The organism is Rhodococcus sp. Z6_132 (assembly GCF_058133635.1).
In genome coordinates this window covers 293,841-307,733 of record NZ_JBYUNP010000001.1, presented here as the reverse complement: position 1 = coordinate 307,733, position 13,893 = coordinate 293,841, and the positions used below count along the sequence as shown (strand labels likewise).

The following is a 13,893-nucleotide window of genomic DNA, read 5'->3' as shown; positions in this document are numbered from 1 at the left end:
GTTCGGCGCCAGCGGCATTCGCTCCACGGACCAGGGTGTAACGGGGCGACCGACCCAGTCGATAGACATCCGTCCGTCCATGCACGACAAATAGGCCCTCCGACGTTCAGTGGCGCAAGTGCCCACAAGAGGTCGGATGACCTACTTTGCAGATAGTACTCAAGGCGTCGCTCCTTGTACAGGGGGGGAGGGCCGCGTGATGACCCATGACGTCAGGCTAGGGGGCACTGAATGGGTGGGGAGCTTCCCGCGCATGACACGACCATCGAGACGATCGGCCCGTCCGTCCTGCCGCTGTCATCGGCGCAGCGAGGCATCTGGCTCATGCAGCAGATGGATCCCGCCACTCCGGTGGTCATCGCCCAGTACGTCGAGATCTATGGGCAGCTAGATCCGCAGCTGCTGCTGGCGGCCCACGCCCGTGCCGCCCTGGAGCAGCAGTCGATGGTGGTTCGGGTGAGCCTGGTCGACGGGGTGCCGCACCAGCACGTGCAGCCCATCGACGGGGAGGTTTTTCCCTGCGTGGTGCTGGACCTGCGCGCCGAGCACGACCCCGTGGCGGCGGCGCACCGCTGGATGCGCGCCGACCAGGAGCAGCCGGTGCAGCTGGTGGGGGCGCCGCTGGTGCAGGTGGCGGTGCTGCGCGTGGGCGAGCGACACCACCTCTGGTACACCCGGGTGCACCACCTCGCCTTCGACGGGTTCGCCTCGATGCGGATGCTGACCCGCATCGCGGAGGTCTACACCGAGCTGGCCGCACGGGTGCAGGGCAGGCAGGAGCCCCCGACCGACCTGTCCACGCTGCTGGGGATCGACCAGGCCTACCAGGGCTCCGCGCGGCAGCAGCGCGACCGCGAGTACTGGCGCTCACAGACCGAGGGCCTGGGCGACCCGCTCACCCTGTCCCGCCGCCGCGCGCCGGCCAGCGCCCGCCGGCGCAACGTCATCGGTCCGGTGCCGGCCCCGACCACCGAGGGCCTGCGCCGACACGCGCGGAACCTGGGCGTGTCGGTGTCGCCGGTGCTGGTGGCCGCGGTCGCGCTCTACCTGGGCCGGATGAGCGGCCGCGACGACGTGGTGCTCAGCCTGCCGGTGTCTGGCCGCACCACTGCGGTGCTGCGGCGGGGTGGCGGCATGGTGTCGAACATCGTCCCGGTGCGGGTGCGCCTGGACGAGGAGCAGACGCTCGAGGAGCTGTTCAGCTCGGTGCAGCAGAGCCTGGGTGGAGCGCTGCGCCACCAGCGGCACCGGGCGGAGGACATCCTCCGGGACGCCGGGGTGCAGGGCAGCGAGCGCGGGTACTTCGGACCGATGGTCAACCTGATGCTGTTCCAGCGGGAGCTGGTGCTGGGCACGGCACAGGGCCGGCTGCACATCCTCTCCACCGGGCCGGTGGAGGACCTCAACGTCAACGTCTACCCCGCGGCGGACAAGACCAGCCTCAACCTGGACCTGGAGGCCAACCCGGATCGGTACACGGAGGCGGAGCTGCAGCGCCACCGCGACCGGTTCCTGGGCCTGCTGGCCGACCTGGTGGGCGGCGACAGCGGGCGCACCCTGCGGTCGGTGGGGCTGCTCCGCGCCGGCGAGCGACGCACCCTGGCGGCCCGCAACGACACCACCAGCGGGGTGGGCGCTGGCGACCTGCTGGCCCCGGTGCGCGCCCAGGTGGCCCGTGCCCCCGAGCGCACCGCGCTGCTGCTGGCCGACGGCGCCACCATGTCCTACGGCGAGCTCGACCGACGGTCCACCCAGCTGGCCCGCCACCTGATCGGGCTCGGGGTGGGCCCGGAGGCGCGAGTAGGTGTGGCGATGCGTCGGTCCGCCGAGCTCGTGGTGGCCATCCACGCGGTGCTCAAGGCCGGCGGTGCCTACGTGCCCCTGGACCCGGACCACCCGGCGGAGCGCACCGCGCACGTGCTGCGCTCGGCCGGGCCGGTCTGCGTGCTCACCCGGGCCGCTGACGCGGCAGCGCTGCCACCGGGCACCACCGCGGTGGAGGTGGACCGGCTGGCCCTGGACGACCTGCCGACGCGGGCGATCGAGGACGCCGACCGGAGCGCACCGCTGCGCAGGGAGAACACCGCCTACGTCATCTACACCTCCGGATCCACCGGGCTGCCCAAGGGGGTGGCCGTCTCGCACCGGGCCATCACCAACCAGCTGTGCTGGTTCGCCCAGGAGCACCGCCTCGGCCCGGAGGACGTGGTGCTGCTCAAGACGCCGGCAGGTTTCGACGTATCGCTGTGGGAGCTGTTCGTCCCGCTCTACACCGGAGGACGGCTGGTGGTGGCCGCGCCGGACGGGCACCGCGACCCCGAGTACCTGGCTCGCACCATCGAGCAGCACGGGGTGACGGCCACGTCCTTCGTGCCGACCATGCTGGCTGCCTTCCTGGACCACGCCGGTGCAGCGGACACCACGTCGCTCACCCGGGTGTTTGCCGCCGGCGAGGCTCTCTCGCCCGCGCTCGCCCGACGGTTCGCCCAGCGCAGCGGTGCCCGGTTGCACAACCTCTACGGGCCGACCGAGGCAGCGGTGCACGCCACGCACACCGTGGTCGATCCCGCGCGCAGCTGGGCCGACGGTGAGGCGGTGCCGATCGGCAGGCCCGTCGCCAACACCCGCTGCCACGTCCTGGACACCAGCCTGCGTCCGGTGGCGGACGAGGTGGCCGGGGAGCTCTACCTGGCCGGTGACCAGCTGGCGCACGGCTACCTGGGCCGGCCCGACCTGTCCGCCGAGCGCTTCGTGGCCGACCCGTTCGGCCCTGCCGGCAGCCGGATGTACCGCACCGGCGACCTGGTCCGCTGGAGCGCCGAGGGCGAGCTCGTGTACCTGGGCCGCACCGACGACCAGGTGAAGCTGCGGGGCTACCGCATCGAGCTCGGCGAGGTGGAGTCGGTGCTCGCGGCTGACCCGGGCGTGGGGCAGGCCGTGGTCGCCGTCCGCGAGACCCCGCTGGGTCTGCGGCTGGTGGGTTACGTCGTGGGCCGCGGCAGCGTGCAGCCCGACGTGGGGCACCTGCTGGCGGCGGCCCGCGCCGTGCTGCCGGAGTACATGGTCCCGGAAGAGCTGGTGGTGCTCGACGAGCTCCCGGTCAACCCCAACGGCAAGGTGGACCGCCGCGCGCTGCCCGATCCCTCCGCCCCCCGCAGCGACGCGGGCTACCGCCCCCCGGTCGGACCGGTGCAGACCACGCTGGCCGAGCTGTTCGCCACGGTGCTCGGTGTGCCGCGGGTGGGCGTGGACGACAGCTTCTTCAGCCTCGGTGGCGACAGCATCGTGGCCATGCAGCTCTCCGCCCGGGCCCGCGAGGCCGGGCTGGCGGTGAGCGCCCGTGAGGTCTTCTCGCTGCGCACGGTGGCTCGCCTCGCCGAGGTCGCCCAGCCAGTGGAGCCCGCGGCCACCGAGCTCGCGGAGCTGCCGGGCGGCGCCGCCGGCGAGGTCGCGCTGACGCCGCTGGCTCTGCGCACCCTGGGAGCTGGACCGGTGGAGGCGCTGCGCAGCTACAGCCAGGCCGTCACCGTGACCCTGCCCGACCACGTCGACGAGCCGCTGCTGCGCACCGTGCTGGCGGAGGTGCTCCGCCAGCACGACGCGCTGCGGGCCCGGCTGGTGCTGGGGGCGACCCCGCACCTGGTGGTGCCCGAGCCGACCGGTCCGGTCACGCCCGTGCTGCTGCGGACGGCGCCGACGGACGCCGACTTCACCGGGTCGGCGTGGGCGGACCGGCACGCCCACGAGCTCGCCGCCGCCGCAGACCGGCTCGACCCGGTGGCCGGGGCGATGGTGGCGGCGGTGTGGTTTCCGGGGGTGGACGGCCTGGGGGGCCGGCTGCTGCTGGTGGCCCACCACCTGGTCGTCGACGGGGTGTCCTGGCGGGTGCTCGTGGCCGACCTCGCGGCGGCCGCAGCTGAGGTGGCTGCGGGACAGCCGCCCACCGTGCCCACGGAGCGGACCTCCCTCCGCCGCTGGGGCGCCGCGCTGGTGGAGCAGGCGGGCTCTGACCGGGTCCGCGACGCGGTGGACGGCTGGGTCCACACGCTGCAGCCGGGCGGCCCGGGACTGGGCTCCCGGGCGCTGGACCCCGAGCTGGACACCGTCGCCACGGCCGGGCGCAGCACGGTCCAGCTGTCCGCACAGACCACCGCAACCCTGCTCGCCATGCTGCCGCAGGCCTACGGGGCCGGGGTGGAGGTGGCGCTGCTGAGCGCGCTCGGGCAGGCCGTCGCGCAGCTGCAGCGCGGGCGCGGAGCGGACGTCGCTCCGGTGGCGGTCACCCTGGAGGGCCACGGCCGCGAGGAGTGGCTCGCCCCAGGCGCCGACCTGAGCCGCACCGTCGGCTGGTTCACCTCCACCTACCCCCTGCGGCTGGACCTCACCGGGGTGGACCTGGACGAGGCACTCGCCGGGGGACCCGCGGCCGGCGGCGCGGTGAAGGCAGTGAAGGAGCAGCTGCTCGCGGTGCCCGACCACGGCATCGGCTTCGGCCTGTCCGCCCAGCACGACCCGGTGGCCGCCGGACGCCTGGCGGGGCTGCCCACCCCGGAGATGATCGTCAACTACCTGGGGCGGACGGACTGGGCCGAGCGCGGAGACGGCGGCTGGCAGCCCGACCCCGAGCTCGACGGCATGAGCGCCGTGCGCGGCGACGACATGCCGCTCGCCGCGGTGCTGGAGGTCAACGCCCTCACCCGCAGCACCCCCGAGGGCGCCCGCATCGTGGCCACCCTCGACCACGCTCGCGGCGTGCTGCCGGACGAGGACGCCCGCATGGTGGCCCGGCTCTGGGAGCAGGCGCTGGACGCACTCGCCGAGCACCTGCGCACCGATGACGCCGGCGGGCTCACCCCGTCGGACACCCCGCTAGTGGACGTGACCCAGGCGGAGCTGGAGGAGTGGGAGCAGCGACTGCCCGGGCTGCAGGACGTCTGGCCGCTCGCCCCGCTACAGCGTGGGCTGCACTTCCACGCCGCGCTGGCCGGCACCGACTCCGACGGCTACACCGCGCAGATCCTGCTGCGCCTGCGCGGCGACGTCGACCCGGCTCGGTTGCACGCTGCCGGACAGTCCCTCCTCGACCGGCACGCCGCGCTGCGGGGCGGGTTCGTCAGCCGCTCCGACGGCACCGTGGTGCAGCTGGTGGCCGGCACCGTCACGCTGCCGTGGTCAGAGCACGACGTCACGGGGGTGGCAGACCCGGCGGCAGAGCTCGACCGGCTGCTCGCCACCGAGCGGCGGCGCCCCTTCGACGTCACCACCCCGCCGCTGCTGCGGATGACTGCGGTGCGTGCCGGTGCCACCGACTGGACGCTGGCGCTGACCGCCCACCACCTGGTCATCGACGGGTGGTCCATCCCGCTGGTGCTCGAGGAGCTGCTGGCCGGCTACACCGGCACCGCGGCCACCGAGCCGGCGCCCTCCTACCGCGACCACCTGGCCCGGCTGGCCGAGCAGGACAGTGCCCCTTCGCTGCAGCAGTGGGTGCAGGTGCTCACCGGCGTCGGCGAACCCACCCTGCTCGCTCCCTCAGCTGATCCGCGCGCCGGTGCCGAGGCGCCGGTGGACCACGACGTGATGCTGCCCGCTGCGCTCCGCGCGCGGCTCGGTGAGCTCGCCGGCTCTGCCGGAGTCACCCTGAACACGGTGGTCCAGACGGCCTGGGCGCTGCTGCTGTCCCGGCTCACCGGACGCCAGGACGTGGTGTTCGGCTCCACCGTGGCCGGCCGACCGCCTGAGCTGCCCGGCGTGGAGAAGATGGTGGGGCTGTTCATCAACACGCTGCCCGTCCGCGCCCAGCTGCAGCCCGCGGAGACCGTCGAGGCGCTGCTGCGCCGGCTGCAGGAGGAGGGTGCCGCCCTGCTCGACCACCAGGCGGTCGGGCTGGCGGAGATCCAGCAGGCGGCCGGCACCCCGGCGCTGTTCGACACCCTCACCGTGCTGGAGTCCTACCCGGTGGACCGGGACGGGCTGACCGCCCGTACCGCCGGCAGCGGCCTGGCTGTCGAGGACGTGCAGGTGCACGACGCCACCCACTACCCGGTGGCCCTGGTGACGCTGCTGGACCCCGAGCTGCACTTCCGGTTGAAGGTGGCGCCGTCGGTGTTCGACGACGCCAAGGTGGACCAGCTGGTCGCTCGCTTCCTGCAGGTGCTGACCACGATGACGGAGCACCCGCAGCGCCGGGTGGGCGAGGTGGAGGTGCTCACCGACGCCGAGCTGGCCCACCTGGTGGACGTGCGCGGAGCGGAGCCGCTGCCGCCGAGGACCCTGGCGGAGATCTTCGCCGCGGCCGCCGCCCGCGACCCTGGTGCCGTGGCTGTGGTGGACGGCGACCGGTCGGTGGACTACCGCGAGCTGGACGAGCGCTCCACCCACCTGGCCCGCGCGCTGGTGGCCCGCGGCGTCGGGCCGGAGGTCTTCGTCGCGCTCGGCCTGCCGCGGTCGCTGGAGCTGGTGGTGGCGATCTGGGCGGTGGCCAAGGCCGGCGGTGCCTACGTGCCGGTGGACCCGGGCTACCCGGCCGGGCGCATCGAGCACATGCTCGGCGACAGCGGAGCGGTGCTCGGGCTGACCCTGGCCGAGCACCGCAGCCGGCTGCCCGAGCTGGTCACCTGGTGGGAGGTGGACGAGCTCAGCCGCGCCGGCGCCGAGCAGCCGTCGGCACCAGCCGCGCCGCACGGCCCGGTGCGGCCGGGCAACGCCGCCTACGTCATCTACACCTCCGGCACCACCGGCAGGCCCAAGGGCGTGGTGGTCACCCACGAGGGACTGGCCAGCCTCTGCCAGAGCGAGCGGGAGGCCTTCGACCTCACCCCCGCCGCGCGAGCGCTGCACGTGGCCTCGCCGTCCTTCGACGCCTCGGTGCTGGAGCTGCTGCTCGCCCTCGGGGCGGGCGCCACCCTGGTGATCGCCCCTCCCGACGTCTACGCCGGCGCCGAGCTGGCTGACTTCATCCGCACCTCCGGGGTGACCCACGGCTTCCTCACCCCGGCCGTGCTCCGCTCCATGGACCCGGCGGCAGTGGGCGAGAGCCTGGCCCACGTGGTGGTCGGCGGAGAGACGGTGCCCGCCGAGCTGGTGGCGTCATGGGCGCCGGGGCTGCACCTGCACAACGCCTACGGCCCCACCGAGACGACCGTGCTGGCCACCGCCTCCGTGCCGATGCGGGCAGGCGCGCCGGTGACTATCGGAGCACCGCTGCGCGGGGTGCACCTGCTGGTGCTCGACCAGCGCCTGCGGCCCGTGCCGGTGGGGGTGGAGGGCCACCTCTACGTCGCTGGTCCCGGAGTCACCCGCGGCTACCACGCCGCGCCTGGGCTGACCGCCCGTCGGTACGTGGCCAACCCGTACGGACCTGCCGGCAGCCGGATGTACGACACCGGCGACCTGGTGCGCTGGACGCCGGGCACGGGTGGGCTGGAGCTCAGCCACGTCGGCCGCAGCGACTCCCAGGTGAAGATCCGCGGCCAGCGCATCGAGCCGGGCGAGGTCGACGGCGTCCTGAGCACCCACCCCGCCGTGCGCTTCGCGGTCACGGTCGGGCACCGGCTCGGCTCGGGCAGCACGGCACTGGTGTCCTACGTCCTGCCCGTCAACGGCGACGGCGTGGACTCTGCGGCGCTCTCCGCGCACGTGGCCGCGCTGCTGCCCAGCGCGATGGTGCCCGCGGCCTTCGTGGAGATCGACCAGGTGCCGGTGACGCCGGTGGGCAAGCTCGACCGGAGCGCGCTGCCGGCGCCGAACCTGGCCGGTGCCAACGGCGAGCACGTGCCGCCCCGCACCGCCCAGGAGCAGCTGGTGGCGGCGGTGTTCGCCGAGGTCGTCGGGCTCGAGCAGGTGGGCGCCACGGACTCCTTCTTCGACCTCGGGGGTGACTCGCTCACCGCCACCAAGGTGGTGGCCCGGCTGGGCTCCGCGTGCGGGGTGCACGTGGGGGTGCGCGCGCTGTTCGAGCACCCCACCGTGGCGGCGCTGGCCGAGTTCCTGCCCGCGGCGACGGCCGAGGGCGCCAGCACGCCCGGGGTGGGCGCGGAGCTGGCGGCAGCTCCCCGCCCGGCTCACGTCCCACTGGCCCCGGCCCAGCAGCGGCTCTGGGTGGTCAACCAGTACGACCCCGACTCGGCGGTCTACAACGTGCCGATGGGGCTGCGCCTGCGCGGCGCGCTGGACACCGAGGCACTCCCACGGGCGTGGGCAGACGTGCTCGAGCGCCACGAGTCGCTGCGCACGGTGTACCCCGACGGGGACCTGGCGCCCGAGCAGCAGGTGCTGTCCACCGCGGCGGCCAGCGCGGACGTCGACCTCGCTCCGGCGCTCGTCGAGGCCACGGACCTGACGGCGCGGGTGGCGGAGCTCACCCGGCGCGGCTTCGACGTCACCACCGACGCCCCGGTGCGCGCCCGGCTGTTCACCACCAACCCAGCTGAGCACCTGCTCGTGGTGGTGGTGCACCACATCGCCGCGGACGGGGCGTCCCTGGGCCCGCTGGCCCGCGACCTCGGCGCTGCCTACGACGCGCGGGTGCAGGGGCGCGCGCCCACGTGGTCGCCGCTGCCCGTGCAGTACGCCGACTACGCCCTGTGGCAGCGCGGCCTGCTCGGGGAGCCCGCCGAACCGACTGCCACCGCCACCGCGCAGCTGGCCTTCTGGCGGGAGCGCCTGGCCGGCCTGCCCGGCTTGCTCGAGCTGCCCACCGACCGCCCACGGCCGGCGGTGCCGGACCCCCGGGGTGCCACCGTCCGCCTGGGTGTCGACCGCGAGCTGGCCGCCAGCCTGGTCGCCCGGGCGCACGAGCAGGGCGCCACGGTGTTCATGGTGGTGCACGCGGCGCTGTCCGTGCTGCTGTCCCGGCTCTCGGGCAGCGGTGACGTCGCCGTCGGCACCCCGGTGGCCGGCCGCGGGGACCCCGCGCTCGAGGACCTGGTGGGCATGCTCGTGAACACCCTGGTGCTGCGCACCGACCTGCGGGCACCGACCACGTTCACCGAGCTGCTCGCCCAGGTCCGCGCGGGTGACCTGGACGCCTTCGAGCACGCCGAGGTGCCCTTCGACTGGGTGGTCGACGAGGTGGGCGCCACTCGTTCCCCGGCGTGGAACCCGCTGTTCCAGGTGCTGCTGTCGCACCAGCACTTCACCGCCACCGAGGTGGAGCTCGCGGGGCTGCGCACCGAGACCGTGGACCTCTCCGGCCACGACGCCAAGCTCGACCTCGCGATCGAGGTCGCTGATCGGATCGATGACGACGCCGCACTGGCGGGTCTGGACCTGGCGATCACCTACGCCACCGCGTTGTTCGACGAGGAGACCATGCGCACCTTCGGCCACCGCCTTGTCCACCTGCTGGAGCAGGTCAGCGAGAACCCGGAGGTACCGCTGGCCGAGCTCACCGTGGACACCCCGGCAGCGGACACTCCGGCAGCCATCCCGGCCCCGGCGGTGCAGCCGCAGGCCCCCGCTGCGGTTCCTCCCGCGCCGCGGGACGAGCCCGGCGACCTCGCTGCCCTGCTGTCCGTCGCCGCCGAGCGCCACCCGGGCGGACCGGCCTGCGTGCTGGGCGAGCAGGCGGTGGACCTGGGCACCCTGCACGAGCGCTACCGCCAGCTGGTGGAGATGATGGCGGGTGCGGCGATGGGCAGCGAGGCGCTGCTCACCCTGACCCTCAACGCGCTGATCACCGAGCTGGCGCCGACCCAGCTGGGCACCCTGCTGCCGCGCATGCCCCAGCTTCTCGCGGAGGTCCGGGCCGCGGCCGAGACGGCCGCCGGCGAGGGGACCGTGGTGGTGGCCGGGGCACCGGGTGCGAGCAGCCGGGACCGCGGCGAGCCGGACGGGCCCGGGTCCACCCTGGCGGGGCTCTTCGAGCAGCAGGTGCGCGCGCGCCCGGACTCACCCGCGCTGACCTGCGACGGTGCCACCCTCACCTTCGCCGAGCTGGACGTCCGCGCCAACCGGCTGGCCCGCATGCTGGTCCGGCTCGGTGTGGGGCCGGACGTGCTGGTCGGCGTGGTCACGCCCCGCTCCGTCGAGGTGGTCGTGGCCATGCTGGCGGTGGTCAAGGCCGGTGGCGGCTACGTCCCCATCGACCACAGCCAGCCTGACGTCCGCAACGCCCACGTGGTGGAGACGGCGGCGCCGCTGTGCCTGCTCACCCCGGGCACCGCGGTGGGCTTCGCCGCGGGACGCCCGGTGATCGACCTGACCGAGCTTGACCTGCACGAGCTGTCTGGTGAGCCGCTGACCGACGCCGAGCGCCGGGCGCCGCACCCCGACAGCCTGGCCTACGTCACCTTCACCTCCGGCTCCACCGGGCGGCCCAAGGGTGCGGCGATCAGCCACCGTGCCATCGCCAGCCGACTGCGCTGGATGGACCGTGCCTACCGGCTCGCCGAGCACGTGGTGGTGCACAAGGCGCCGTTCGCCTTCGACATGTCGGTGCTGGAGATCTGGGGGCCGCTCACCGGTGGCGGTCGGCTGGTGCTCGCCCGGCCGGACGGGCACCTCGATCCGGCCTACCTGCACTCGCTGCTCGACACCGAGCGAGTCACCCTGGCCATCTTCGTGCCCGCGCTGCTGGCCGTGTTCGTCGAGCACGCCGAGGACGGAGCGGGCGTGCCGCCGTCGCTGCGGACGGTCATCTGCGGTGGTGAGGCACTGACGACCGGGCTCGTCGCCCGGGTGGCCGGGCTGTCGGCGGCGCAGGTGCACAACGAGTACGGCCCCACCGAGGCCGCGGTCGGGGTGACCCACCACCAGACCCGGAACGGGGCGGACCACGACTCGGCCGTGCCGATCGGGGTGCCGGTCAGCCACACCGAGGTCCACGTCCTGGACGAGCGGCTGCGGCCGGTCCCGCAGGGCAGCACCGGCGAGCTGTACCTGGCCGGTGTCCAGCTGGCCCGGGGCTATGCCGGCCGCGCGGACCTGACCGCCGACCGCTTCGTGGCCAACCCCTTCGCCGGGGACGGGCAGCGGATGTACCGCACCGGCGACCTGGTCCGCGCCAACCGGCAGGGCGAGCTGGTCTTCGTGGGCCGCAGCGACTTCCAGGTGAAGCTCCGGGGTGTGCGGATCGAGCTGGGGGACGTCGAGGCCGCGCTGGCCGCGCACCCCGCGGTGGGAGCCGCGGTGGCGGCGGTGTGGGACGGGCCGGCAGGGGAGCGGCTGGTCGGCTACGTCACCCGCGCCAGCAGCCAGCAACCGGACGTCGCCGAGGTGGCCGACTTCCTCCGGGAGCGGCTGCCCGAGTACATGGTCCCGCACACGCTCGTCGTGCTCGACGCCCTGCCGCTGAACGCCACCGGCAAGGTGGACCGCCGCGCCCTGCCGGAGCCGGCGCTGGAGGCCGACGATCGTCCGCAGGTCGCGCCGCGGACCCTCGCCGAGCGCTCCGTGGCCGAGGTGCTCGCCCGCCTGCTGGGTACGGAGCAGGTCGGGGTCACCGACAACCTCTTCGACCTGGGCGGCAACTCCCTGCTCGCCACCCGGCTGGTCAGCCGGGTGAACGCCGCCCTGGGGTGCTCGATCCGGGTGCGCGACGTCTTCGAGCGGCCCACGGTGGAGGCGATCGCTCGCCTGGCCGAGGACTCCGGAGCGAGCGACCGGCCACCCCTCGTGGCCCAGCCACGCAGCGAGCGACCGCCGCTGTCGCTGGCCCAGCAGCGCATCTGGTTCCTCAACCGGTTCGACCCGGAGTCGTCCCTCTACAACATGCCGGTCGTGGTGCGGCTGGTGGGCGAGCTGGTTCCGGAGGCGCTGGGCCAGGCGCTGGCCGACGTCGTGGCCAGGCACGAGTCCCTGCGCACGGTGTTTCCGGAGGACGACGCTGGTCCCTACCAGCGGGTGGTGCCAGCCGAGGAAGTTGCGCTGCAGCTGGACACCGCCGAGGTGGTCGACCCGGCGGACGTGGCCGAGCGCGTGGCAGAGCTGGCCGGAGCTGCCTTCGACGTGCGCACCGACGTGCCGCTGCGGGCCCGGCTGCTGCGCCTCGCCAGTGCTGGACCGGCCACTGCTGGACCGGCCGATGCTGAACCGATCGAGCACCTGCTGGTGCTGGTGGTGCACCACATCGCCGCGGACGGGTTCAGCCTCGCCCCGCTGGCCCGCGACCTCGGCGCCGCCTACGCCGCGCGCAGCCAGGGCACTGATCCACAGTGGACCCCGCTGGCCGTGCAGCACGCCGACTTCGCGCAGTGGCAGCGGACGGTGCTGGGCACCGACGACGACCCCGGCTCGCTGCTCAACCAGCAGCTGACCTACTGGCGCAGCGCCCTGGCCGAGCTGCCCGAGGTGCTGGACCTGCCGCTCGACCGACCCCGTCCGGCAGTGCGGTCCATGCGCGGAGACCACCGCACGGCGCGGCTGGACGCGGACCTGCACGCAGCCGTCGAGCGGCTCGCGCACGAGCAGGGGGCCAGCCCGTTCATGGTGGTGCACGCTGCGCTGTCGGTGCTGCTGGCCAAGCTCTGCGGCACCACCGACGTACCGGTGGGCACCGCGGTCGCCGGCCGGGGCGAGGCGGCGCTGGACGACCTCGTGGGAATGTTCGTCAACACGGTGGTGCTGCGAGCCCAGGTCGACCAGCAGGAGAGCTTCCGCAGCCTGCTGCACCGGGTCCGGGACACCGACCTGCAGGCGTTCGAGCACACCGACGTGCCCTTCGAGCGGCTCGTGGACGAGCTGCAGCCGGCCCGCTCCACCGCCCACTCCCCGCTGTTCCAGGTGATGCTGGGGTACCAGAACAACGCTCCTGCCCGGCTCGAGCTGCCCGGCGTGCGGGTCGAGGTGGACCCGGTGGACCTGGGCGGCGCCAAGTTCGACCTGGCGCTGGACCTCGCCGAGACCTGGGACGCCGACGGCCGTCCGGCCGGCATCGACGTGGACCTCGGCTACGCCACCGACGTGTTCGAGCCGGACACCGCCGAGCGGCTCCTGGCCCAGCTGCACCGGGTCCTGGCCGCGGTGGTCGCGGCGCCGGAGCGCACGGTCGGCAGCGTCGACCTGCTCAGTGCCGCGGAGCGGGCCGAGCTGCTCGGGGTGCGGGGTGCCGCGGTGGTCCCACCTGGATCGGCGCAGGATGCTCTCGCGCCGACCCTGCCCGAGCTGCTGGCGCGGGCCGCCGCCCAGGACCCGTCCCGGGTCGCCGTGGTGGACGGCGCGCGGTCCATCACCTACGGCGAGATCGACGAGCGGTCCAACCAGCTGGCGCGGGCGCTGGTGGCACGCGGAGTCGGCCCGGAGACCGTCGTCGCGCTCGGCATCACCCGCTCGATCGAGTCGGTGCTGGGCATCTGGGCGGTGAGCAAGTCCGGGGGTGCCTACCTGCCGGTGGACCCCGGCTACCCCGCCGGTCGGATCGAGCACATGCTCACCGACTCCGGGGCTCCGCTCGGGATCACCTGCGCCGCGGACGCCTCGGCGTTCACCGGGCTGACCGCGGACTGCTCCTGGCTGGCGCTGGACTCCGGCGAGCTGGCCGAGGAGGCCGCCACGCTGCCAGGGCACGCGCTCTGCGGAGCCGAGCGGCGGGCGCCGTTGCGGCCGGAGAACACCGCCTACGTCATCTACACCTCGGGCACCACCGGCCAGCCCAAGGGTGTGGTGGTGCCGCACACCGGCCTGGCGCCCTTCGCCGAGGAGATGCGCGTCCGGTTCGCCACCACCGGCAGCTCGCGAACGCTGCACTTCGCCTCACCGTCCTTCGACGCCTCCGTGCTCGAGCTGCTGATGGCGTTCGGGGCGGGGGCGACGATGGTCATCGCCGCGCCGACCGTCTACGGCGGCGCCGACCTGGCACGGGTGCTGCGGGAGCACCGGGTCAGCCACGCCTTCGCCACCCCGGCCGCGGTGGCCTCGCTCGACCCGGAGCAGGTGGGCGAGGCTCTGGAGTGC

The 13,893-nt window shown here is 74.3% G+C and carries 1 protein-coding gene (cut by a window edge); it reads left to right on the top strand.

The features are described from left to right. The first annotated feature begins 231 nt into the window (after positions 1-231). On the top strand, positions 232-13,893 hold the 5' end (the start) of the coding sequence (locus tag AC3YO9_RS01365) for a non-ribosomal peptide synthase/polyketide synthase (protein WP_489981891.1). Its footprint extends 20,424 nt past the window's final position; 13,662 of the gene's 34,086 nt are visible here — the first part of the coding sequence; the start codon lies at positions 232-234; the stop codon falls past the right edge of the window.